Source organism: Psychromonas marina, assembly GCF_030161115.1.
GTDB lineage: Bacteria > Pseudomonadota > Gammaproteobacteria > Enterobacterales > Psychromonadaceae > Psychromonas > Psychromonas marina.
Map to the genome: position 1 here is coordinate 17,565 of NZ_BSPQ01000030.1, position 24,734 is coordinate 42,298.

Here is a 24,734-nt window from a genome sequence, read left to right on the forward strand (position 1 = left end):
ATTAAATAGCGCTTACTAAATTAGCGCGTCATCTTTTTAACGAATACCACCACAAACAGTGCGATCGTAAAGCTGCCCGTAAAGGCCTCAAGGGCGGCAACCACACGTGAAAATCCGACCGGAATAAAATCCCCATACCCTAGGGTGGTAAAAGTCACCACGCTATAATATAAACACTCAAAAAAGAAAATAATATTCTGCTCTAGGCTCTGTTGCATTGAGAATACTTGAAACTCTCCAGCAAAACGCAACCCAAAGATGTAATAGAAAAAAGCACTAAAAACGATCAACACCCAAGAGAACGTAACGACACGTAGCGGATCTTCCCCGTAACCACAAAAGAGATCCACAATTTTAGAGGTCAGACGATTCATTGAATAACGCGGCTCCTGAAAGCGACGCATGGTTAACTCTTTACGTAAGAAAGGTCCTGCAAGGGTCACCAATCCTTGATGCTCACAGGCTTTCCTTAAGTTACGATATATCTCTTCGGCTTGTTCATATAAATCTCTAGCTTGCTCGTGATCGCCCTCTTTTTCTAAGGCTTTAGCATTGCGCTCTTGTAGTAACACTTTGCCTACTTTTATATGCTCAACCTTTGCTTTGGTTAAGTTAACTCCGAGTAAATTGCACTCTTCAAGGTGCGCACAATGGACATTTGCATGCGAAAGGTCCGCTTTCATTAGACTAGCACGAATTAAAACGGTATTAAAAAGATGTGCGCCACGTAAATTAGCACGATAAAGATCAGCACCGGTCAGGTCAAAACCACGTTGCGAGCCTCTTTTCACTAAATTTAAGTTTTCTAAATTAGCGTGCTTTAAGAATATGCCATGCAGCATGCCACCTGCACGGGCGAACTCTTCTAGCTTGTGAGCACTATCTGGGGCTGATTTAATAATTTCAGGATCGTGCCAATAGCAGTATTGGGAAGAGTGAGAATGGCTATGACAACGCTCACCAAGATGATTAACGTAAGTGCATATTTCATTTATAGTCATGGATCCCCCTTTCTATAATCTTTATATTATAGAAAGGGAATGACGTTTTGCTTGGTAAAGCTGAGTAACGCTAAGGTTTGGCAACCTGTTTACTAAGCAATGCTTTCTGTACACAAAGCGGGGCTAGTTGACTGATATCACCACCATGTTTAAAGACCTCTTTTACCACCGTTGAGGAGATAAAACTGCACCCTCCATTCGCTGCTAATAATATCGTCTCTAATTCAGGGTTTAACGCTTTATTGACCTGTGACAACTGTATTTCATAGTCGGCATCTGTTGTCCCACGAATACCACGTATTAATGCCTGAGCTTGCTGCTCAATAGCCAAATTTGCAAGCAGCCCAGAAAAGGGAACAATGTCCACACCGTCAATATGTTGCGTTGCTTCAATGAGCAGCGCTGAACGTTCATGTAGATCAAACAGCGTATTCTTGGTTTCATTTTTAGCGATCGCAACAACCACCCTTTCAGCCAATCTTGATGCACGTACAATAAGATCAAGGTGACCATTAGTAATCGGATCAAATGAACCGGGGAAAATAACTGTTTTCATTAATACTCTCTGTTTACACAAATCACGGGTTATTTAACTACCGCATCATTGATCTCTTGCAATCCATCACGTGCAGATTCGGCATTCCAATAAAAACTAAGCCAAGGATCAGGGTTCTCTTCTGAACGCAAATTCGCTTTCGGAAATTCGACCGATAAATGATTATCTTCGAATGCATAAAGTGATGCACCAACCTCGACATCACTGGCCAACCACACCACAATTAACAAAATAATTGGATAGATAAAAAATAGTTTAAACATATTACTTCCTTGTTAACTTATCCGACCACTACAGGTAGTGATTCGATAAGAATCTGTTTGTTAAATAATAAAAAATAATTTTGTATTTATTAATCATACTCAAATGAGTATTGAGCAATACCCACCTATTTTCAATAAAAAATAAAAGCTATTCAAAACAAGCGATTATTTAATGATTGAAAAAACAGGCAACATTCTCACCCTAAAAACTCTTTTTTTCTAACAAATATGTTCTATCTTTAAGAGAATTAGTTCGAAGCTAAGGAGAAAAACAGATCATGACTTATAACAAAATAATTGTTAGCGAAGCAATGAAAAGTACATTCCTAACCACAGCCTTGTTCACCCTTTTTGATATAACAATTCAAGGCTACAGCGACTACCACAACTGGATTATCAGCTTTTATGTTGGCGCCTTTAGCCTCTACTACCTCATTGCCAAAAGGTATTTTTAAATGAAAAAAGTAACGTTAATCAAACGTTACTTTTTCTGCTGACTGCTTAAAAATAGCCTGCGATAAAAAAGTTAAAAACTCATCACCGCTACGATCATCAATCCACTTACCGTCGACGTAATCATAATGGTGACCATTCTCTAAAGTAGCTAACCAAACTTGATGTAAAGGTTGCTGGCGATTAATGATAAGTTTACTGCGATTTTCAAACTCTAACGTTAACAGACCACCATTTTGGTCATAATCTACGTCTGCACCTGATTCTTCAATGCAATCTTCTATGGTTTGATACAACTCATCCGCTAATTGTTGAAATTGACTGTCATTCACGATCTATCTCCTTTGCTTTTGCACAATGAAGTGCGATTATAGAGGGCTAAAATTATTTAACTATATTTAACTAGGATAAGCGATGAAAAAGCTGAATTTATTATTAATACCCGTGCTTTTTTCAAGCTTATTAGCTGGTTGTGGGATGAAAGGGCCACTATATAAAGCACCAGAAACCCCAAAAACAGAAAAACAACCAGTGACATCTGAAAATGAGCTCACAGAGCAAAATAAAGAGACGACAGAAGGTAAATAGTTCACAACGCAGTTTGTAGTTCTTTATTCACTATTACATAATTCACTCTCTATTTTTTATAAATTCAAGAAAATAAAAAGGATTTGAAATTGGATCACTTTAATTACCAAAATGATGGACGTCTTTTTGTAGAAGGACTTGCTATCGAAGACGTTGTTGCAAAATCTGGCACACCGGCTTATATCTACTCTCGTGCAACGATTGAACGTCATTGGAAAGGATTTAATGAGGCAGCAGGCGCTCACCCTCATCTTATCTGTTATGCCGTAAAAGCTAACTCTAATTTGGGTGTATTAAACCTGATGGCACGTTTAGGCTCTGGTTTTGATATCGTTTCCGTGGGCGAATTACTGCGCGTTATCCAAGCGGGCGGTGATCCTAAAAAAGTCGTTTTCTCTGGTGTAGGTAAAACCGAGGTTGAAATTTCGACCGCACTACAAGCTGGTATTTACTGTTTTAATATCGAATCTATCTCTGAACTTTACCGTATTAACGAAGTCGCTGGCAGCTTAAACATGAAAGCGCCGATTTCGATTCGTATCAACCCGAATATTGACGCAGGTACACATCCTTATATTTCTACAGGTCTAAAAGAAAATAAGTTTGGTATTGAGATTGAGCAAGCATCTACCGTTTATCATCTAGCCAACGACCTTGAGTTTCTGGAAGTGAAAGGTGTAGATTGTCATATTGGCTCACAAATCACTGAAGTTGCTCCTTTTATAGAAGCGTTAGATAAATTATTAGTCCTCATCGACCAACTTGAAGCGCAAGGGATTAGCATTAGTCACCTTGACCTAGGTGGTGGCCTAGGTGTGCCTTACGATGCAGAAACTCCACCTGAACCAAAAGAATATATGAGCGCAGTGATTGACAGAATGGGTGATCGTAAACTCAAGCTTCTCTTTGAACCTGGCCGTGCGATCATGGCAAATGCAGGTATCCTGGTGACTAAAGTCGAATTTTTAAAAATTAACGACCATAAAAGCTTTGCGATTGTAGATGCCGCAATGAATGACCTGATTCGCCCAGCTTTATATAGCGCTTGGCAAAATATTATTCCACTCAATAATACCTTTACTGAGTCGGATCAACGCCCTTTACGTAACTACGATATTGTAGGCCCTATTTGTGAAACAGGTGATTTCTTAGGCAAGGACCGTCAATTATCTCTCGCTGAAGGTGATTACCTTGCTGTAAGAAGCGCCGGGGCTTATGGTGCTACAATGAGTTCTAATTACAACTCTCGTTGTCGTCCTGCAGAAGTAATGGTGGATGGCGAAAAAGCATTTATCGTACGTGAGCGTGAAGAGCACCGTACTTTATGGGCTGGCGAACACGTTTTACCGTAGAAAAATAGATGGAAATAAAATAATAAAATGAACATCCAGTTTTCAAAAATGCACGGCTTAGGCAATGACTTTATGGTTATTGATAACGTTACGCAGAATGTTTTTCTCTCTAAAGATGCGATCCGCCGTTTAGCGGATCGTAATTTTGGTATTGGTTTTGATCAGCTATTAATGGTTGAAGCGCCTTACGACCCAGAACTTGACTTCCATTATCGTATTTTTAATGCTGATGGCAGTGAAGTTGAACAATGCGGTAACGGTGCTCGCTGTTTTGCACGCTTTGTGAAACTCAAAGGATTAACTCAAAAGCGTGTGATTAACGTGAGTACGGCGAAGGGTAAAATCCAGCTTAAAATAGAGCAAGACGGTAATATCACCGTTGATATGGGTAAACCTATTTTAGAGCCTGCAAAAATTCCCTTTGAAGCACAAAAAGAGGAAAAAACGTACATACTACGTGTAGAAGATCACACCGTATTATGTGGCACGGTATCAATGGGTAACCCACATTGTGTGGTCATGGTTGATGATATTGAAACAGCTCCCGTTGAAACACTAGGCCCATTATTAGAAAACCATGAACGTTTTCCAAATAAAGTTAACGTAGGATTTTTACAAGTTATTAGTCGTGACTTTGCAAAATTACGCGTTTGGGAGCGCGGTGTAGGCGAAACACTAGCTTGTGGTACCGGTGCTTGTGCTGCAGCCGTCGTTGGTCAGATACAGGGCAATCTTGATACTCATTGCACTATCGAGCTGCCAGGCGGAAAACTTAAGTTTTTCTGGCAAGCGGGTCAAAATGTACGTATGACCGGTGCGGCTGAATTTGTTTTTGATGGACAAATTCAAATTTAATAAGGAGACAGATGGGTCCCCCTATCTGTCTTTATAGCTCCCCCTATGAAAGCATTACAAATTCCTATTGATAAATACTTAAACCACCTAGCTAGCCAACGTGGTTTAAGCCCGGTCACCATTAAAAATTACCAACGGAATTTAGCAGAGTTCATCAAACTATTACCTGAAAAGCAGGTAATAGAATGGAATGATTTAGAAAGTGACCATGTGCGTTTAATGGTAAAACAACTTAATCAAAATGGCATAAAAGCACGCTCCATCGCCACTAAACTTTCTGCATTACGCTCATTTTTAGAATATTTAGTTCAAAATGAAGTGCTCACTTTTAATCCTGCCAAAGGGGTCGCCGCACCAAAACTTGATCAACCATTGCCTAAAAACATCTCTGTTGATGAAGTTTTTCAACTACTTGATATGGATGGAGAAGAAGACCCACTTAGTCTGCGCGATCAAGCGATGATGGAGTTAATGTACTCTTCTGGTTTACGTCTAAGCGAATTGGTTGGCATTAATTTAAAAGATCTCAAGCTACGCGAAAAAGAGTTAATGGTTTTAGGTAAAGGTAGTAAACAACGCCTATTACCGATTACTAAAAAAGCTGTATTAACGATTCAAGCATGGTTAAAAGTCCGCCCTGACTTTTGCGAACCAGGTGAGACAGCTCTGTTTACCTCAAAACTCAAAAGACGTATTTCAGTACGCAGCGTACAAGCTCGCATGGAGAAATGGGGCTTGCAACAAAACCTACAAAGCCACCTTAACCCACATAAGCTGCGTCACTCTTTTGCAACACATATGTTAGAATCTAGTGGCAACTTACGTGCAGTACAAACCCTATTAGGACATGCTGATCTGTCGACTACACAGGTCTATACACATCTAGACTTTCAACATCTTGCCGAGGTGTATGACAAAGCCCACCCCCGCTCTAAACGGAAGAAATAATGAAATTTTACAGACCATTAAAACCTTTTAAAGCGATCAGCTTTGACCTTGATGATACCCTATACGACAACCACCCGATCATCAAAAAGGCAGAAGCTGATTTTATTGTTTATCTGAATAAAACCTACTCAGAACTAAGCGAGTTAACTGCGCATCAATGGGGTTTATATAAAAACCATGTAGTTAATGAGTCACCTGAGTTAGTGAACGATGTTTCATTATGGCGAATAGCAATATTAAAGAAAATCATGACCATTTTTGGCATTGCAGAATACAAAGCGATTGAATATGCACCGATCGCTTTCGCAGAATTTTTACGTTTACGCAGCAATTTTACCGTGCCAGCAGAAAGCTTAACCTTATTAGAAAAACTAGCAGAACATTATCCAGTGATCGCAATTACTAACGGTAATGTCGATGAAAAACAGGTCGGCCTCGAAAATAAATTTCAATTTATTCTTAAAGCTGGCGCCCCTTTTAAAGCCAAACCACATCATGATCTTTTCGTCGAAGCTGCGGATCGACTTGATATCAAGGTCAGTGATATTCTGCACATTGGTGATCATCTCATCAGTGATGTCTTTGGTGCACAAAACAGCGGCGCACAAGCAGTTTGGTTAAATGAACACAATCAACCACTCACTGGTGCACGATTATTACCAACGGTTGAAATCAACCATATTAATACTCTATACTCACTAATCACTGAATAAATAAACAGGCTTTTTTATGGACGTTTCCTACTTAATCGATGGCTTAAACGATTTTCAACGCGCAGCAGTTTCAGCACCAGAGCAAAATATGTTGGTATTAGCTGGCGCGGGTAGTGGTAAAACACGTGTATTAACCCATCGCATCGCATGGCTTATGCAAGTAGAGAAAATTCCAACTTACGGTATTTTAGCGGTAACGTTTACTAATAAAGCAGCTAAAGAGATGCGCGGTCGAATCACCGACATCTGCCCTTTCCAAATCGGCGGAATGTGGATCGGTACCTTCCATGGTATCGCGCATCGTTTATTACGCTTACATTATCAAGAAGCTAACCTACCTGAGCAATTTCAGATTATCGACAGTGATGACCAACAGAAAATGGTTAAACGTATAATCAAAAGCCTGAATCTTGATGAAAAATATTATCCTGCAAAAGACATGCAGTGGTATATCAACGATAAAAAAGATGAAGGTTTACGCGCCAAACATATCGATGCGGGTTATAGCCTGCAAGATAAGCAACGCCTGCAGGTTTACCAAGCCTATGAAGAAGCGTGTCAGTTAGCGGGATTGGTCGATTTTGCAGAGTTACTACTGCGTGCGCATGAGTTACTACTTAATAATGCGGCACTGTTGCACCATTACCAAGATCGTTTTAAGCATGTTTTAGTAGACGAATTTCAAGATACTAACAAACTACAATATGCATGGCTAAATCTACTTACCGACCGTGATAACTACCTGACGATTGTTGGTGATGATGACCAATCTATCTACGGTTGGCGTGGTGCTGACGTTGAAAACATTCAACGCTTCTTAAAAGAAAAAACTAACCCGGTGACAATTAGATTAGAACAGAACTATCGTTCGACCGGACATATTCTGAATGCCTCAAACAAGTTGATTCAAAACAATAGCGATCGCTTAGGCAAAGAGTTATGGACCAGTGGTGAAGATGGCGAACCGATCGCTATTTACAGCGCGTTTAACGATTACGACGAAACACGCTACGTCACCTCGCAAATTCAAGCATGGGAGCGAGAAGGTAATAAGCTTTGTGATTGCGCTATCTTATACCGTAGTAATGCCCAATCTCGTCTCTTTGAAGAGCAGTTTATGGCGAACCAACTGCCTTATCATATCTATGGCGGTCAACGCTTCTTCGATCGTTTAGAGATCAAAGACAGTATCGCTTACCTGCGCTTAATGAATAATCATCAAGATGATGCTGCTTTTGAGCGTATCGTTAATAAACCCAAAAGAAAAATCGGTAATACCACCCTTGATAAAATTCGTCTATGCGCACGTGAGCAAGGTTATACCATGTGGCAAGCCAGTGTTTTCTTAATTGAAGAAAAACAGTTAAGTGCAGGAGCTCGTAGCTCATTGAGTGGCTTTATCGAATTAGTTAGCCGCTTTAAAAGTGAAACTTCTGAACTTCCGCTTTTCCAAATGGTGGATCACATCATTAACCATTCAGGCTTAAAAGCGATGTTTGAAGCGGAAAAAGGTGAAAAATCACGTAGTCGCATTGAAAACTTACAAGAGCTTGTTTCTGCGACGAAAGGATTTGTGATTCCAGAAGAAGAGCAAGAGATGGATGAACTGACCGCCTTTTTAGCTTATGCCGCACTCGAGTCTGGCGATAATCAAGCTGATGAGTTTGAAGATGCAGTGCAATTGATGACCATGCACTCAGCGAAAGGCTTAGAGTTTTCACAAGTATTTATGGTCGGTGTTGAGGAGGGAATGTTCCCTGGGCAACGCTCTACTGAAGATGAAACTCGCCTCGCAGAAGAGCGTCGTCTTTGTTACGTCGGCATGACACGTGCGATGCAAAAATTAACTATTTGTCACGCTGAAAGTCGTCGTTTATACGGCCAAGAAAAGTTTCATTCGGCGTCACGTTTTATCGCCGAGCTACCAGAAAAAGATATTCACTTTGTACGCAAACAAGCACAGGTTAAGCGTATGCAACCCGCCTCGATTAAAGCCCCCGTTTTTAATGGTGAAAGCCAAGATGTGCAAGGGTTTAAATTAGGACAACAAGTAAAACACGTTAAATTTGGTGAAGGTACTATCATCGCGCAGGAAGGAAGTGGTGAAAATAGTCGTCTACAAGTGCATTTTTCTGACGTGGGTAGCAAATGGTTAATGACAGCTTACGCAAGGCTAGAAGCGATATAACAGCTAACTACCTGATAGTATTCGAAGCATGCTCTTAATAGGAGCATGACAACACAAAACGCAACTATTCTGTTGGTTATTTATACAAAAAACAACAAAAGGTAACTATGCTTGGAGAAGGAAAATGATCCCCAAGGAGTCTACAATGCGTTTTAAACCGATTAAAGAATTCTTTACCTACATTGAAGAGTGCCATAAGGCACTTGCCGAGCTTTATCTACGATTAAGCCTCGAAGCTACCGATCCTAAAGTAAGACTACTACTCGATTTTATGCGCAATAAAGAGCAATTATCATACCTTCACCTACATGATTATGCACAACAAGCGCCTACTAGTTTATTAGAAACCTGGTTAGATAATATATTTGATCAAAGCTTTCCGATGAAATGCCAACAATTAAAAATACAGCCAGATTTAGCCATTGAAGATGTGGTGGCGATCGCAATGGATTTGGATATGCAATTGATAGAGCTAATGCAAAACGCAGCTTATAACTCCCCCACCGTTGAAGCGGAACTTGCCTTAGAAAATTTAAGTAACCAAGAGCAAAAAACATTGCATCAAGTGGTTATAGCAAGCAATGAATTTGAATTTATGTAATCGTAAATATTCAATGCAGTCGCTAAAATAATTTTAAATTAATAATGTTTATTTAAAAGCGCAACAAACATACATAGGCATTTATAAAAATAATGCCGCGCTTTAAATAAACAGCGCATAGGCTAATGGTTAGCATTTATTTAGTCCAAAAGTAAAAAGTACATAAAATAACCAATAGCGGTTCCTATCCCCTCTAGTTTTCCATGTCGATAAATTGTAGAATTCATTCTTTATTATTAGTACGTATCAATTGGTGAGTTATCTATGAAAGCATTTATCCAGCAACAACTTGAACAAGCGATTGTTTCCCTTAAAAAACAGCAAATCGTTCCTGAAGATATCCAGCCACGTATTTCCATTGACCGAACTAAAGACAAATCACACGGTGATTTTGCTAATAACCTTGCATTAATGCTAGCAAAACCAGCAAAACAAAATCCTCGTGCATTGGCAGAGTTAATTGTTAGTAACTTACCGGAGTCAGATCTAATTATTAAAACAGAGATCGCCGGTCCTGGTTTTATTAACTTTTTTATTAATCCAAACTACCTTGAAAAGCAGATTGATGCCGCTTATGCAGATAGCCGCTTAAATATTGAAGCGGTTAAAAATCCGCAAAATATTGTGATGGATTACTCTTCTCCTAACCTTGCAAAAGAGATGCATGTTGGTCACTTACGCTCAACCATTATTGGTGATGCGGTAACACGTACTTTAGAATTCCAAGGGCAAAACGTTATTCGCCAAAATCACGTCGGTGATTGGGGAACACAATTTGGTATGTTACTGGCTTACATGGAAGAGTTACGTGCGAAAAACCTTGAAGTTTCAAAAAACTTATCTGATTTAGAAGTTTTTTACCGTGCCGCAAAAGGGCGTTTTGATGAATCAGAAGATTTTGCAAACCGTGCACGTCAACTCGTTGTTGAGCTACAAAGCAGCGAACCAGAATGTATTCGTTTGTGGGAAGAATTTAGAGAAATCAGTATCTCTCACTGCCAAGAAGCCTATGACCAACTTGGCGTAAGCTTAAGTCTAAAAGATATCCGCGGCGAAAGTGCTTACGATAAAGATTTATCTGTAGTGGTCAGTGATCTTGATGAAAAAGGGTTACTACAAGATAGCCAAGGCGCAAAATGTGTCTTCTTAGAAAACTTCAAAAACAAAGAGGGTGAACCACTCCCTGTTATCATCCAGAAAAAAGATGGCGGCTACCTATACGCGACATCAGATTTAGCAGCAATTCGCTACCGTCAATCAGTGTTAAATGCAGATCGTGCAATGTACTTCGTAGATGCACGTCAAGGTTTACACTTCCAGCAAGTATTTGAAGTAGCACGCATTGCTAACTACATCAAACCTGAAACAACATTTGAGCACATGGCATTTGGTACGGTAATGGGAGAAGATGGTAAACCATTTAAAACCCGTGCCGGTTCAACTCCAAAACTAGCTGACCTATTAGTTGAAGCTGAAGAGCGCGCTTATGAGTTAGTAAAAGAGAAAAACCAAGATATGCCAGAGGACGAGTTGCGCCATATATCTTCTGTTGTAGGTATCGCTTCAGTAAAATACGCCGACCTTTCTAAAAATCGTACAAGTGACTACACATTCAGCTTCGATAGCATGTTAAGTTTTGAAGGTAACACAGCACCTTATCTTCTATATGCTTACACACGTGTAGCAAGCATCTTTAACAAAGCAGGTATTGAGATGGATAGCATCACTGCTGATGTTACTTTTACAGAAGAAAAAGAGAAAGACCTTGCTAACAAATTGTTGCAACTTGAAGAGATTATTAACCAAGTAGCAAAACAAGGTATGCCACACTTCCTATGTGCTTACCTATTTGAATTAGCGGGCCTATTTTCAAGTTTTTACGAAGCATGTCCTATTTTAGCAGCTGAAAGTGAAGCACAAAAACAGAGTCGTTTAAAACTAGCGGCATTAACAGCTAAAACATTAAAACAGGGCTTATCACTATTAGGTATTAACACCCTAGAGCGTATGTAAACATGGCGCCACCTAACAGACGTAAAAAGAGCGCTCCAGCTAAAAAAACTAGGCGCAGTGCGCCTAAACGCCCAAACAAAAAAGGCAAGCAGGGTTTCCCTTTTTTAGCTGTTGGCATTGCGATCATGCTTTCAACTTTCATTGGCTATTTCATCTTTGCAGTAGATAAGCCTGCGCCTATTGTAGAGACCGTGAAAAAACAGACCATTAAAAAAGAGGAATCACTACCAGAGAAACCTCAGCCTAAATGGCAGTATGAAAAATCACTGCCAAGTAAAGAGGTGATTGTTGAGATTCCAGAGGTCGAAAAGAATACACGTCCTTACCAGATGCAATGTGGCTCTTTTAGGCAACAGAATGATGCTGAATCACTAAAAGCACGTATCGCTTTTCAAGGGTTAAATAGTACGGTGAAAAAAACGGGATCCTGGTATCGCGTTATTTTAGGTCCCTATGAAAGAAAGCGATTAGCAGAGAAAGATCGACATAAACTGCAACGCGCAAAAATTAATGGCTGCCAAGTTTGGTATTGGCGATGATTATTAAACAACATTAACCATTGATTAATAACAACTATAGAAAAGGATAAATAAATATTTATCCTTTTCTATTTTATCCCCCCTTGAAATTCCTACGATCTCCCCTATATCTATTAAATACACTTCAATGAACAGGTAATTAAAATGACAACTATTGTTTCAGTTCGCCGTGGCAACCAAGTGGTTGTGGGTGGTGACGGTCAAGTTTCTCTCGGAAATACAGTCATGAAAGGTAATGCACGTAAGGTGCATCGTTTATATAACAATCAGGTTATCGCAGGTTTTGCAGGCGGTACAGCAGATGCATTCACGTTATTAGAACGTTTTGAAGCTAAATTACAAGCACATCAAGGTAACTTAGAGCGCGCAGCCGTTGAGCTTGCTAAAGACTGGCGTACCGACAAAATGTTACGCAAATTAGAAGCACTATTAGCTGTTGCGGATAAAAATCACTCTTACATTATCACTGGTAACGGTGATGTGGTTCGTCCAGAGAATGACCTTATCGCCATCGGCTCAGGTGGTAACTTTGCACAATCAGCAGCAACTGCATTATTAGAAAATACTGATTTAGATGCGAAAACAATCGTAGAGAAAGCATTAACTATCGCAGGTAATATCTGTGTATTCACCAATACTAACCAAACTATTGAAGTGATTGATTTTGATCTCACTAACGATAGTAGCGATAAATAGGATAATAATATGTCAGATTTGACTCCAAAACAGATAAAACACGAATTAGACCGTCATATCATTGGTCAAAGCAAAGCTAAACGTGCCGTTGCTATCGCATTGCGTAACCGCTGGCGCCGCATGCAACTTAACGAAGATATTCGTCAAGAAGTAACCCCTAAAAACATTCTCATGATCGGTCCAACGGGTGTTGGTAAAACAGAAATTGCACGCCGTCTTGCTAAACTTGCGAACGCACCATTTATTAAAGTTGAAGCAACTAAATTTACTGAAGTAGGATATGTCGGTAAAGAAGTTGAAACAATCATTCGTGACCTCGTTGATGTATCTATTAAGATCACTCGCGAACAAGAGATGAAAAAAGTAACCGCTAAAGCTGAAGATTTAGCGGAAGACAAAATTTTAGATATCTTAATTCCACCGGCTAAAACAACAAGTGAGTGGGATACAAGCGGCGATACGGTTGAAGAAGGCGCTGCACGTCAATCATTCCGTAAAAAACTACGTGAAGGCAAACTGGACGATAAAGAGATTGAAGTAGATGTGCCTGCACCACAAATGGGTGTAGAGATCATGGCACCTCCTGGTATGGAAGAGATGACCAACCAGCTACAGGGTATGTTCCAAAACCTATCTGGTAAAAATGAAAGCAGCAAACGCAAAATGAAAATCAAAGATGCGTTAAAAGCAATTATCGAATCAGAAGCTGCGAGTCTTGTTAATCAAGAAGACCTAAAAGAGCGTGCTATTTTTGCCGCAGAAAACAACGGCATCGTATTTATTGATGAGATAGATAAAATATGTAAACGTGGTGATAGTAGTGGCCCTGATGTTTCTCGTGAAGGCGTACAACGTGACTTACTACCTTTAATTGAAGGTTCTACGGTAAGCACTAAACACGGTATGGTTAAAACTGATCACATGTTATTTATCGGTTCAGGTGCATTCCAAATCGCAAAACCTTCTGACATGATTCCAGAGTTACAAGGTCGTATGCCGATTCGTGTAGAGCTAGAAGCGCTTAAAGAGGAAGACTTAGCACGTATCCTAACGGAACCGAAAGCATCGCTTAGCGAGCAGTACCAAGCGCTATTAGCAACCGAAGGTGTAAGCATTGAATTCACTCAAGGTGGTATCGATAAAATTGCTAAATCAGCATGGCATGTTAATGAAACGACTGAAAACATTGGTGCTCGTCGTTTGCATACATTAATGGAACGCATTATGGATGAACTATCCTATGAAGCGTCAGATCGCCACGGTGACTCTATCGTTATTGATGAAGCTTATGTGGCAAACGCATTAGATGAATTGGTAGAAAATGAAGATTTAAGTCGTTACATTTTATAATTTAATAACGACGACTTTTAGCTTAAAACGCTAACAAAGAAATTTGTTAGCGTTTTTTTATAAGCTTAATAAATAGAAAAGCCGCTAGCGAGGTAAATCACTAACGGCATATAAGCACACTTTTAATAAATATTATTATTGATAAAATGCAGACCTAACCAATAAACATCAAATTACCAAAATGGACTCTCTTTATCTAACGCTTCACAAAGCGAGATTATTGCCAGCGCTAATGAAGATTTAATGACCTGTTGCTGCCTATCTACCTGCATTTGATAAAAAATTAAATCAATATCATCCTGTGCTGCAGAAATTGACTCAAAGGACTGCATATTCATTTTTTTAGATATATGAAGGTCCTGAATCGCACTAACAATAACAGGGTCAGTAAAAGTATAATCTGCACTATCGTTGTTTAACAAACTCTTTAGTTTTATCATCCCCTCTATATCGTGATAAATAGTCTGAGGAACAACTCCTAGACCAAATAATAGCTTCAACCGAACAGACAATTCACCCAAGGGGCCAGAATTTTGTAATAAAGGTCCAACCACTGATTGAACTGCAAAATCATTTTTTAGAAAAACACGCTCAATTAAGATTTGAATCACTTGCTCAAAAACATCAACAGCGGAGATAAAAAAGCCACGAACGGTTAAACTCGCATTCAAATATTCTAGTATTTCATTTTCTTGTAGTTTGTTTGACATAAGCTCTGCAGAGTTAAGTGATGCGGGGAACTAAGCCCCGCTATATTTTTAGTCCATCGCTAAATATAATTTTTCAATTTTTATCGCCTCATCACTTTCTGGCGCTAAACCTGTATATTTTGCAAGTGTTGCGATAAAGCCAATGCTCACTAATGATGTTTGCAACTCAATTGCTTGTGGATCATCGCTGTTTTGATATTTAAATGCTGCGGCAATTCCTTTTAATAACATATCATTAGCAATACCATACTCAATAGTACCCAATAATGGCTTGATTAAGCGATCATTTTCTCCAAGTTTTCGAATTGGTTGGCGTCCAACGCGATCGATCTCGTCATGCAGGTAAGGGTTAGCAAAACGACCAATAATTTTTTCGATATAAGCACTGTGTGAATCACGATCAAAGTCATAGCGCTTAATCAATACCTCACCACTCTCTTGCATCGCTTGTTTTACCTGCGCACAAATAGCTTCATCATCAATCGCCTCTTTCACGGTCTTATGACCCACTAGCGCACCGAGATAAGCGGTCATGATATGACCGGTGTTAAGGGTAAACAATTTACGTTCAATAAAAGCCATTAAGTTATCGGTTTTTTGCATGCCATCAATAACTGGAATTTCACCTTTGAATTGCTGCTCATCAACAATCCATTCACTAAAGCTTTCCACTGTCACTTCAAGCGGATCGTTAGATTCAGAGGGAGGTACAATACGATCAACAGCTGAGTCAACAAAACCAACCAAGCGTTCTGTTTGCTCATGGTATTTTTCATCTAAATGCTTATAAACCTCTTTTTTAAGAAAAGTGGTTCCGCGGATCATATTTTCACATGCAATGATATTCAATGCAGCTTCATTTTTTGTATCAAAACGTAATGCTAAGCTTTGTGCAATGGTTTTTGCAATAATGACTAATACATTTGGTCCAACTGCTGTGGTAATTAAATCTGTTTCACTCAATACAGTTACAAGTTCATCGCTCGTAGAGTTAATTGCACTTACACCAGAAACAACTTCTGTTTTACATTCAGAGCCAACAACTTTTACATTATAAGTATTCAAGCTTTTTAATAAACTTACGACTTGTTCATCAACATCAGCAAAAGTAACAGCGATACCAGCATCCGCTAATAATTTACCAATAAAGCCGCGCCCTATATTACCTGCGCCAAAATGAACTGATTTCATGATTTTTTCCTTCTAAATAATTATCGTTAAACGAAAAACGCTGGTAAAAACCAGCGTTTTTATTGCTCTATTTTTTTAACTTAATATGCTCAATACTTTTTGAACGTCTTTACTATTGATTAACGCTTCAATAGCATCAGGATCATCCAATGCGTTTGTGATAGTCGTAATAACGCTAATATGCTCATCATTTTTAGCAGCAATACCGATAACCAATTTAGCGATATCATCTTCATCATCACCAAACAATACGCCTTCTGAGTATTGGCAAACAACAATACCTGTCTTAATAACACTCTCTTTTGCTTCAATAGTGCCGTGTGGTACTGCAATCGATTCACCAAGATAAGTTGTTACTAATTTTTCTCGGTCAAACATACCTTGTATATAAGCAGGCTCTGCATAACCCAGTTTTACTAGTTGCTCACCCGCAAATTGAATCGCTTCCTGCTTGTTATTTGCTTTTAAGCCTAAGTGAATATTTTTGGCTGCTAATTCAAAGACCGGTTTTTTTTTGTCTCTTCAACAGGTGAAGACGTTGCTGCTGATGCACCTTGTGCAGCAACAAGTTCCGCTACAAGACCATCATAAAGCGCACTATCTAAGAAGTTAGTTAGTGATAGATGCTTAGCTTGTGCAACCTGTTTAATGGCACGTGGCGTTAGATCTTTATGCGTAATAACAATATCAACATCACCAGGTAAATTGTTAATTGCTAAATTAGTCACGCTAATATTAAGACCTGCTGATTTTACTTTTTTAGCCAGTAAGCTTGCACCCATTGCACTTGACCCCATACCAGCATCACAAGCAACGATAATATTAGTGACGTCAGCCATATTGATCTCACCACCTTTAGCTGCGCTAGTGTTTTTAAGATCTTTCATTTGGTTAGCAGCTTCAGCTAATTTGTCGCCTTCATCTTCACCTGTATCTTTTTGCGTTTTCATTAATAAAGAAGCAACAATAAATGATACTGATGCCGATGCCGCAACTGATAGTAATACACCAATTAAAGAAGCTTTTGGCGTCATAATTAATACAGCAAAAATAGAACCAGGAGATGCAGGAGAGATAAGACCAGCATTAAACATAGTTAGTGTGAATACACCTGTCGCACCACCTGCAATGACAGCAAGGATTAAACGAGGATTCATTAATACGTATGGGAAGTAAATCTCATGGATACCACCAAAGAAGTGGATGATTGTCGCGCCGCCAGCTGTTTGCTTAGCAGTACCTTTACCAAATACCATGTATGCAAGTAATAAACCTAAACCAGGACCAGGATTTGCTTCAATTAAGAAGAAAATTGACTGACCAACTTCAGACGATTGCTGAATACCTAAAGGAGAGAAAATACCGTGGTTGATTGCGTTATTTAAGAAAAGAATTTTAGCAGGTTCAACAAAGATAGATGTGAGAGGCAATAATCCAGCTTCAACTAAACTATTAACACCAAATGCAAGGCCTTCAGATAGTGCATTTACAAAAGGACCAATGAAGTAGTATGAAAGGATAGCTAAAATCATACCGATAATACCGGCAGAGAAGTTATTTACTAACATCTCAAAACCACTTTTCACTTTACCGTGAACAGCAGCATCAAATTTTTTGATTGCCCAGCCGCCTAATGGACCAACCATCATTGCGCCCATGAACATCGGAATCTCGGTACCAACGATAACACCCATCGTCGTGATAGCACCAACAACACCACCTCGATCACCGCCGATTAATTTACCACCTGTAAAACCAATTAATAATGGCAGCAGGTATTTAATCATGGGGCCAACTAATTGCGATAACCCTTCGTTAGGAATCCAACCTGTTGGGATAAATAGTGCGGTTATAAAACCCCACGCAATAAATGCCCCAATGTTTGGCATAACCATATTTGACAAAAATCTACCAAAATTTTGTACCTTAATCTTCGATTCTGATGATATCATATCCTTTCCCCACTCCGTGTAATATTCAATAATGTTAGTTAAACGGTTCGCCAAAACCGCTAATTGCTTTAGACACAATTAATTTAGCACACAATCTGAAATATGAAATAGAGTGGGGTTTTCTGTGATCTGCAGTATAAAAAACAACCAGAAAGCAAGCCTAGCAGTGATCTACATCACTTAAATGAACTGTAATTTTACAACAATTGTATAATCCTCAGCTTCAAACCAACAAAAAAGAGACATTCATCACAAAAATAAATCACACCAACACAACGAAAAAGAGAGGCCCGTCACACTTAATATTGAGTCAATATCCAATTTCAATATTTCCAGTGACATATATCACACTGTAAACTCTTGTCGTTTTGATGCGATGTTTTTTTATTACACAAGTTAAAATAGATCTTGAATCAGCCCCACTTACATAATGGTTATTTTTTATAAAATATATTTGTATTATTCCTCACCTACTGGGCAAGAAAACATCACGTACACTTGTAAAAAAGAACAAAAAAAACCACCTACTTGAAAACAAGCTAGGTGGTTTAGTTATGAAGAAAAACGCTTCTCTTACAAAAGATTATTATGCAAGTGCAGCAACGGCTTCTTTAACTAGAACGCCGATTTTTTCCCATTCTTGATTATCAATTAAATCAGCAGGGACCATCCAAGTACCACCACATGCAAGTACAGCATCGATGTCTAAGTACTCGTTGATGTTAGCTGGAGAAACACCACCAGTAGGCATGAAGCTTACTGGGTAAACAGCTGTTAGTGATTTCAGCATTGAAACACCACCAGAAGGGCCAGCAGGGAAGAATTTAAGGGTAGTTAAACCCATTTCCATCGCTTGCTCAACTAAAGACGGGTTGTTTACGCCAGGGATGATAGGCATGTTGCGTTGTAGACAGTATCTAACCGTTGTTGGGTTAAAACCAGGGCTAACGACGAAATCAACACCAGCGTCAATTGCTTCGTCAACTGTTGCGCTAGTTAGTACAGTACCAGCACCAATTAACATCTCAGGGAAAGCAGCACGCATGTTTTTGATTGCTTGAGCAGCAGCTGGTGTACGGAAAGTGATTTCAGCACATGGCATGCCATTTTCTACTAATACTTTACCTAGTGGCACAGCATCTTCAGCGTTTTTAATAGCAATAACAGGGATCACTTTAAGTGACTGTAATTTTTCATTTAATGTTGTCATTTTACATCCTAATAATTTTAAAAATTAATCTACAAATGGTGCAGTAAATTGTGCGTCAATTAACGCGCCTTTATGCTGAATAACAGTACCAGCTAGCTGATGCCCTTTTTTAGCAGAAACTTCACTGGTTTCGCCTAATACACGTTTTGCCATGTAACCCGCAGCAAATGAATCGCCAGCAGCCGTTGTATCAACGACATTAGCAACTTTAGTTGCTGGCACACTGATAGTTTCATCAGCAGTAACGATCATACACTCACCGCCACCACGTTTAATTACGATTTCTTCAACACCTAGATCACGTGTACGAGTAAGACATTCTTCTAACTCAACATCGCCAAATAAAGCTTGTTCATCATCAAATGTTAATAGACCAGTATTGGTTACAGATAAGATGCGTTTGAAGCTTTCAGCAGCTTCTTCAGCAGAGTTCCATAGCTTAGGACGGTAGTTATTGTCGAAATAAACCTTGCCACCCGCTGCTTTACAGCGACCTAATAGATCATAAAGTTTTTCACGGCTCGCTGGGGATAAAATCGCTACGCTAATACCTGATAAGTAGATAGCATCTTGTGCTACTAGTTGATCAATTAACTCTTCGCTCGCAGTTTCAAGCCAGAATTTAGCTGCAGCATCGTTGCGCCAGTAAATAAAGCTACGCTCACCCGTTTCATCAGTTTCAACCATGTATAGACCAGGTTGTTTCGTCGCAGAGCGTTGTACAAATTGCGTGTTTATGCCTTCAGCATTCCAATTATCAATCATTTCTTGACTGATTTTATCTTGGCCTAATGCAGTCACATAACTAACATTAACACCTTTCCCCGCAGTTAAGCGTGATAAATATACGGCAGTGTTTAACGTATCACCACCAAAACCTTGGCGGAAGTTATCTCCTTCATGCAATAATTCAATCATGCACTCGCCAATTAAAGCGATATTTAGGTCAGTCATTATTTACCCCTATTTTATAAAAAGTCAGCAACACTAATTGCTTTTTTAAGTGCAAATTCATTCTATTTATTCGGTTTTTTGGCCATAGAAAAAATTGTGCTTAATAATATGGTTATCTTTTGTTGCGTCTTTTACACATCAATCAACGTATCAATTTTAGAGTGCTTATCTGCTATTTGAGCAACTCAATTGTGGTTGACTCAACAGTAATTCAATTATTATATAGCGCCATAATTGAGTAGTGAGGAGCAAGCTCCCCACTAACAAATCATCTAAAGACTAAGCCAAATTAAGCTTCTGTTTCAGACTTTATCACTGCTGGTTTGCGTGCAGCTTGCAGTAACAGAATACCCGTTACTAATACCATGCTTCCACATAGAACAAACATTCCTCGACCCCATGCTTCATTTGGAATCAACGCCATAACGATAATACCGAAACCTGCCGTACAAATTAGTTTACCTAAAATAGAACGTTGTTTTGTATCTAGGTCTTGCTGCTCTTCACCTTCAGAAAGAACCGGAGTATCCCAATCACGGAATAACTCTTCAACTTCAGCTTCACGCTCTTCACTTCGAGGTTTAAAGAAGAAGTAAGTACCCAGGAAGAAACCACCAGTAATAACAACATGTGCAGCTAAACTAATACCTACTTTCAAGTCGCCCCATTCACGTGCACTTAATGCAGTGTCTAGGCTAAAGAAGTTTTGAACATCGTCTGCAGTTAACGCAATACCAAATGCATAAGAAACCACACCACCAACAAGTAATGTTGCCCAACCAGACCAATCTGGTGTATTGCGCACCCACATACCTAGTAATACAGGAATTAACATAGGGAAGCCGATTAGTGCGCCTACGTTTAAAACGATATCAAATAAGCTTAAGTGTTTTAGCGAGTTAATGAATAAACCAATCGCAATGATGATAATCCCCATCGCAACAGTTGCGAGACGGCTTGCCAACATTAATTCTTTTTCACTTGCTTGTTCTTTACGAATAACAGGTGAATAGAAGTTACGGATAAAGATACCTGCGTTACGGTTTAAGCCTGAATCCATTGAAGACATGGTTGCTGCAAACATTGCAGCCATCAATAGGCCAACCATACCTGAAGGCATTACTTGCTGTACAAAGATTAAATAGGCAGTGTCGGCATTTGTGTTTAATTGCTCTACAAGAGCGGGATCAGTAATAAACCCATTCACGTACCAAGGTGGTAAGAACCAGATAACAGGACCAACAATCATTAGAATCGTAGCAAGACCTGCTGCTTTACGTGCATTTTCACTGTCTTTAGCACATAGGTAACGGTAAGCATTAATGCTGTTGTTCATTACACCGAACTGCTTCACCATAATGAAAACAATCCAAAGAATAAAGATACTCACGTAGTTAAGGTCACTTCCCATCATGAAGTTACCTTGGAAATTATCTACGATATTGATCAGACCACCACCGTGGAAGTAAGCAGCGATAGCACAAGTAATTGTAACAGCCATAATAACGAGCATTTGAACGAAATCAGACGCAACAACAGCCCAAGACCCACCGGTTACTGACATCACTAGCAATACTAAACCAGTCGCAATAATCGTTGTTTCCATTGGAATGTTAAATACAGCAGCAACAAAAATTGCAAGACCATTTAGCCAGATACCCGCCGAGATGATGCTGTCAGGCATACTACCCCACGTAAAGAACTGCTCAGAAGTACGACCAAATCGTTTTTGGATCGCTTCAATTGCAGTTACTACACGTAACTGTCTAAACTTAGGCGCAAAATATGCCCAGTTCATGAAATAACCAAATGCATTGGCTAAGAATAAGATAACAACGGTGAAACCATCAGTGAAAGCTTTACCTGCCGCACCGGTAAATGTCCACGCTGAAAATTGAGTCATGAAGGCAGTAGCACCTACCATCCACCATAACATCTTACCGCCTCCACGGAAGTAATCACTCGTAGAGGTGCTAAACGAGCGGAACAACCAACCTATTGCGATTAAAAAACCGAAATAGGCGAGTACAACAACTATATCTATATTCATACTGGACCTTTATAGCTTTGCTTCCGTGCTTGCGAATTAAAATAATTAGAAAAGTGTATAATACCTGAGATCATTTGTAATACAAAACAACATGATGTGTGATATAGATCATACTTTACATAAAAATAGAATTTACCCTTTAAAAATCAACATCTTAATCGCTAACCTGCTTCATACTTATAATTTATAAATACTGATTTTTCTTTAAAATCAGTAACTAAAGAAGAAAACACTCCAAGCTTAAGGGCTAAAATAACTGTAAACGAACAAAAGACCTGCAATAATTGCTGATAAAATAACTAATATAGGTCAATAAATAATGACACTTATAGCCAGATTTCAAAAATTAAGATGATTTTTTGGCTTATTTGTATTACTTTATAGCCACATTGTAAACTTTATAGAGGTCATTATGCTTTCCAAGTTAAACTCAGTTCTTATGAACCAACAAGAGATAGAAGACATTCAAAAGGAGCTGGGCGAAAAAAGCTTAATGGGGTTAAGTCTCGATGCATTAATTACTGATACCGACAACTACATTGCATTACCTATTGATGTACCAGGACATAGCCCAGCAGGCGGTTATGCACACAATAAACATCAATCAAATTATAAATATATTGACCAAGCGGGTCGCTTGTTTCTTATTACTGGCGATGAAAAATATGCACAATATGCAGCAGACCTATTAACGCAATATGCAGATAAATATTTAGCGCTTGGTTTCCAAGTACAGCGCAATACTAATCCTCCTGGTCGTCTTTTCCACCAGATGTTAAATGAACATGTGTGGTTACTTTATGCGAGTCTTGGTTACAGTTGTATTAGTCACTGGTTATCTGATGAAAAACGTCAACACATCATTGAGCGCTTATTTGAACCGATGCTTGAAGTGGCAACCGTAAAATACCATTTCGATTTTGATCGCATTCATAACCACGGTGTTTGGGCAGTAGCAGCAACAGCGGCATGTGGCGCAGCGATTGGACAAGAGAAATATATCGATCTAGCACTACATGGTTTAGCAGGTGATGATATTCAAGGTGGCTTCTTAGCGCAACTAAGTAACCTATTTGCACCTTCTGGTTATTACATCGAAGGTCCTTATTACCACCGTTACGCAATACGCCCTCTTTGTTTATTAGCAGAGCTGACACAACGCTTCCGCCCTGAAGTTGATATCTTTAACTTTAAAGATCAAGTCATAGGCAACACAATTCAATCATTATTATCAACAGCTTATCCAAATGGCGTTTTCCCTTCTTTAAATGATGCTTCAAAAAGCATGGATATTAAAGATGAAGGCGTTGTTATTGCGGTCAGCTTATATGCAAAACACTACCCTGAAGACAGCAACCTTTTTGGCATTGCAAAAATACAAAACCAAATTTGGGTAAGCGGTTGTGGCGTTGCACTTTCTCAAGCTTATGAAGCACAAACATCTGTTGAATTACCTTGTTTACCAAGCGTTGAATTAAATGAAGGTCCTAATGGCGATAAAGGCGCACAAGGCTTTATCCGCATGCAAAATCAAGATGGCAAAATTAGCCAATTAGTGATGGCTTATGGTCAGCACGGCATGGGCCATGGGCACTTTGATACATTGGGTATGACTTACTTTAATAATAACCAAGAAGTCTTACGTGATTACGGTTTTGGTCGTTGGGTTAATGTTGAGCCTAAATTTGGTGGACGTTACCTTGATGAAAACAAATCTTACGCACGTCAAACCATTGCTCATAACCTAGTGACTGTTGATGGCGGTTGTCAAAACAACTTTGATGTTGAAACTGCTGATAGTAAGCACGGTGTACCGCACTTCTTTATTGGTAGCGGTAAAACACAAGCAATGAGTGCTTACACTTATGACTTTTTCCCGGGTGTGACTCAGCAACGTTCATTAGTATTAATTGAAAATGAGCTATTTGCACAACCACTTTTAGTGGATCTATTCCGTTTAAGTAGCGAAGAAACTCATCAATACGATTACGCATTACAATACCAAGGTCAAATTGTACGTACTAACGTTCAATTAGAGCAGCATAAGACACTTAATACCTTAGGTGATGACTTTGGTTATCAACATTTATGGAATGTTGCCCAAGGTCCTGCACAGGAAACAACATTAGTTAGTTGGTTACAGGGTGAAAGCTATTACACATGGTTAAGTGCATCTTCAGCGGATGATACATTATTCTGTACACGTACAGGCGCAAATGACCCATCATTCAACCTACGTAGCGAAACTAGCTTAGTATTGCGCAGAGAAGCTAAAAATAGCTTATTTGCCAATATCATCGAAACACACGGTTACTTTAACGAATCTGTTGAAGCTAGCCTTGATGCACGCGGTAAAGTGCAACAAATAAACATCGTTGGTTTTAATGACAATGCATCTGTTATTGAAATTGTTGGCGAAGGATTTGTATTAACCGTAATGGTAAATAATGACCCTAACGCGACAGAAGAAAGCCAGACAACAGTAGAACTTAATAATCAATCATACAGCTGGCAGGGATTTCTGGCCGTTACAACTAAAAGGTCTTAAAAC

Annotated in this window: 23 protein-coding genes; 12 read left to right on the forward strand and 11 right to left on the reverse strand. The window is 39.2% G+C overall.

Annotated features, from left to right (window positions below; all coding sequences use genetic code 11):
• Positions 1–20: 20 nt before the first annotated feature.
• The 4 genes from QQK09_RS19070 to cyaY all read right to left on the reverse strand — a co-directional run bounded on the left by QQK09_RS19070 (position 21) and on the right by cyaY (position 2,605).
• Positions 21–1,001 carry a pentapeptide repeat-containing protein gene (locus QQK09_RS19070; protein WP_284205811.1) on the reverse strand — a complete coding sequence of 327 codons (981 nt, stop codon included), beginning with the start codon at positions 999–1,001 and terminating at the stop codon, positions 21–23.
• A 70-nt stretch (positions 1,002–1,071) separates the two neighbouring features.
• Positions 1,072–1,557: a pantetheine-phosphate adenylyltransferase gene (coaD, locus tag QQK09_RS19075; protein ID WP_284205813.1), complete on the reverse strand. Its 486-nt coding sequence runs from the start codon at positions 1,555–1,557 to the stop codon at positions 1,072–1,074.
• Positions 1,558–1,586: 29 nt separating this feature from the next.
• Positions 1,587–1,820 carry a hypothetical protein gene (locus tag QQK09_RS19080; RefSeq protein ID WP_284205816.1) on the reverse strand — a complete coding sequence of 78 codons (234 nt, stop codon included), beginning with the start codon at positions 1,818–1,820 and terminating at the stop codon, positions 1,587–1,589.
• A gap of 470 nt (positions 1,821–2,290) precedes the next feature.
• Positions 2,291–2,605: an iron donor protein CyaY gene (gene cyaY, locus QQK09_RS19085; RefSeq protein WP_284205817.1), complete on the reverse strand. Its 315-nt coding sequence runs from the start codon at positions 2,603–2,605 to the stop codon at positions 2,291–2,293.
• Positions 2,606–2,687: 82 nt separating this feature from the next.
• Between cyaY and lptM the strand changes: the two genes are divergently transcribed.
• The 11 genes from lptM to hslU all read left to right on the forward strand — a co-directional run bounded on the left by lptM (position 2,688) and on the right by hslU (position 14,116).
• Positions 2,688–2,861 carry an LPS translocon maturation chaperone LptM gene (gene lptM / locus QQK09_RS19090; protein ID WP_284205819.1) on the forward strand — a complete coding sequence of 58 codons (174 nt, stop codon included), beginning with the start codon at positions 2,688–2,690 and terminating at the stop codon, positions 2,859–2,861.
• An 89-nt stretch (positions 2,862–2,950) separates the two neighbouring features.
• The gene (gene lysA / locus QQK09_RS19095; RefSeq protein ID WP_284205821.1) at positions 2,951–4,213 is read left to right on the forward strand and encodes a diaminopimelate decarboxylase; all 1,263 of its coding nucleotides are present in this window, start codon (positions 2,951–2,953) and stop codon (positions 4,211–4,213) included.
• A gap of 27 nt (positions 4,214–4,240) precedes the next feature.
• A complete protein-coding gene (dapF, locus tag QQK09_RS19100; RefSeq protein WP_284205823.1) occupies positions 4,241–5,068 on the forward strand; it encodes a diaminopimelate epimerase in 828 nt (275 codons plus the stop codon).
• Between the two features lie 45 nt (positions 5,069–5,113).
• Complete coding sequence (gene xerC, locus QQK09_RS19105; RefSeq protein WP_284205825.1) at positions 5,114–6,016, forward strand: tyrosine recombinase XerC; 903 nt, start codon at positions 5,114–5,116, stop codon at positions 6,014–6,016.
• Entirely contained in the window at positions 6,016–6,729 is a 714-nt protein-coding gene (locus tag QQK09_RS19110; RefSeq protein ID WP_284205826.1) for an HAD-IA family hydrolase, read from the forward strand. Before xerC ends, QQK09_RS19110 begins: the two co-directional genes overlap by 1 nt.
• 16 nt (positions 6,730–6,745) lie before the next feature.
• A complete protein-coding gene (gene uvrD, locus QQK09_RS19115; RefSeq protein ID WP_284205828.1) occupies positions 6,746–8,917 on the forward strand; it encodes a DNA helicase II in 2,172 nt (723 codons plus the stop codon).
• Positions 8,918–9,062: 145 nt separating this feature from the next.
• Positions 9,063–9,518, forward strand: coding sequence for a hypothetical protein (locus tag QQK09_RS19120; RefSeq protein ID WP_284205830.1), 456 nt, complete (start codon positions 9,063–9,065; stop codon positions 9,516–9,518).
• Between the two features lie 264 nt (positions 9,519–9,782).
• Positions 9,783–11,531 (forward strand): arginine--tRNA ligase, encoded by a 1,749-nt coding sequence (gene argS / locus QQK09_RS19125; RefSeq protein WP_284205832.1) that lies wholly within the window; start codon positions 9,783–9,785, stop codon positions 11,529–11,531.
• Positions 11,532–11,533: 2 nt separating this feature from the next.
• The gene (locus tag QQK09_RS19130; protein WP_284205834.1) at positions 11,534–12,070 is read left to right on the forward strand and encodes an SPOR domain-containing protein; all 537 of its coding nucleotides are present in this window, start codon (positions 11,534–11,536) and stop codon (positions 12,068–12,070) included.
• Positions 12,071–12,214: 144 nt separating this feature from the next.
• Positions 12,215–12,766 carry an ATP-dependent protease subunit HslV gene (gene hslV / locus QQK09_RS19135; RefSeq protein WP_284205836.1) on the forward strand — a complete coding sequence of 184 codons (552 nt, stop codon included), beginning with the start codon at positions 12,215–12,217 and terminating at the stop codon, positions 12,764–12,766.
• 9 nt (positions 12,767–12,775) lie between these two features.
• The gene (hslU, locus tag QQK09_RS19140; protein ID WP_284205838.1) at positions 12,776–14,116 is read left to right on the forward strand and encodes an ATP-dependent protease ATPase subunit HslU; all 1,341 of its coding nucleotides are present in this window, start codon (positions 12,776–12,778) and stop codon (positions 14,114–14,116) included.
• A gap of 173 nt (positions 14,117–14,289) precedes the next feature.
• Here hslU and QQK09_RS19145 read toward each other — a convergent pair whose 3' ends face one another.
• From QQK09_RS19145 to QQK09_RS19175, 7 genes are all read right to left on the reverse strand, one after another.
• Positions 14,290–14,826: an MltR family transcriptional regulator gene (locus QQK09_RS19145; RefSeq protein ID WP_284205839.1), complete on the reverse strand. Its 537-nt coding sequence runs from the start codon at positions 14,824–14,826 to the stop codon at positions 14,290–14,292.
• A gap of 48 nt (positions 14,827–14,874) precedes the next feature.
• Positions 14,875–16,017: a mannitol-1-phosphate 5-dehydrogenase gene (locus QQK09_RS19150; RefSeq protein WP_284205841.1), complete on the reverse strand. Its 1,143-nt coding sequence runs from the start codon at positions 16,015–16,017 to the stop codon at positions 14,875–14,877.
• A 75-nt stretch (positions 16,018–16,092) separates the two neighbouring features.
• Positions 16,093–16,497, reverse strand: a complete 405-nt coding sequence (locus tag QQK09_RS19155; RefSeq protein WP_348532723.1) for a PTS sugar transporter subunit IIA — start codon at positions 16,495–16,497, stop codon at positions 16,093–16,095.
• An 11-nt stretch (positions 16,498–16,508) separates the two neighbouring features.
• Positions 16,509–17,912: a PTS mannitol transporter subunit IICBA gene (locus tag QQK09_RS19160; RefSeq protein ID WP_284205857.1), complete on the reverse strand. Its 1,404-nt coding sequence runs from the start codon at positions 17,910–17,912 to the stop codon at positions 16,509–16,511.
• Positions 17,913–18,555: 643 nt separating this feature from the next.
• Positions 18,556–19,179, reverse strand: coding sequence for a bifunctional 4-hydroxy-2-oxoglutarate aldolase/2-dehydro-3-deoxy-phosphogluconate aldolase (locus tag QQK09_RS19165; RefSeq protein WP_284205843.1), 624 nt, complete (start codon positions 19,177–19,179; stop codon positions 18,556–18,558).
• A gap of 24 nt (positions 19,180–19,203) precedes the next feature.
• Positions 19,204–20,133 carry a 2-dehydro-3-deoxygluconokinase gene (kdgK, locus tag QQK09_RS19170; RefSeq protein ID WP_284205845.1) on the reverse strand — a complete coding sequence of 310 codons (930 nt, stop codon included), beginning with the start codon at positions 20,131–20,133 and terminating at the stop codon, positions 19,204–19,206.
• Positions 20,134–20,422: 289 nt separating this feature from the next.
• A complete protein-coding gene (locus QQK09_RS19175) occupies positions 20,423–22,183 on the reverse strand; it encodes a sodium:solute symporter family transporter (protein WP_284205846.1) in 1,761 nt (586 codons plus the stop codon).
• 412 nt (positions 22,184–22,595) lie between these two features.
• Between QQK09_RS19175 and QQK09_RS19180 the strand changes: the two genes are divergently transcribed.
• Complete coding sequence (locus QQK09_RS19180; protein ID WP_284205847.1) at positions 22,596–24,731, forward strand: heparinase II/III domain-containing protein; 2,136 nt, start codon at positions 22,596–22,598, stop codon at positions 24,729–24,731.
• The last annotated feature ends 3 nt before the right edge of the window (positions 24,732–24,734 follow it).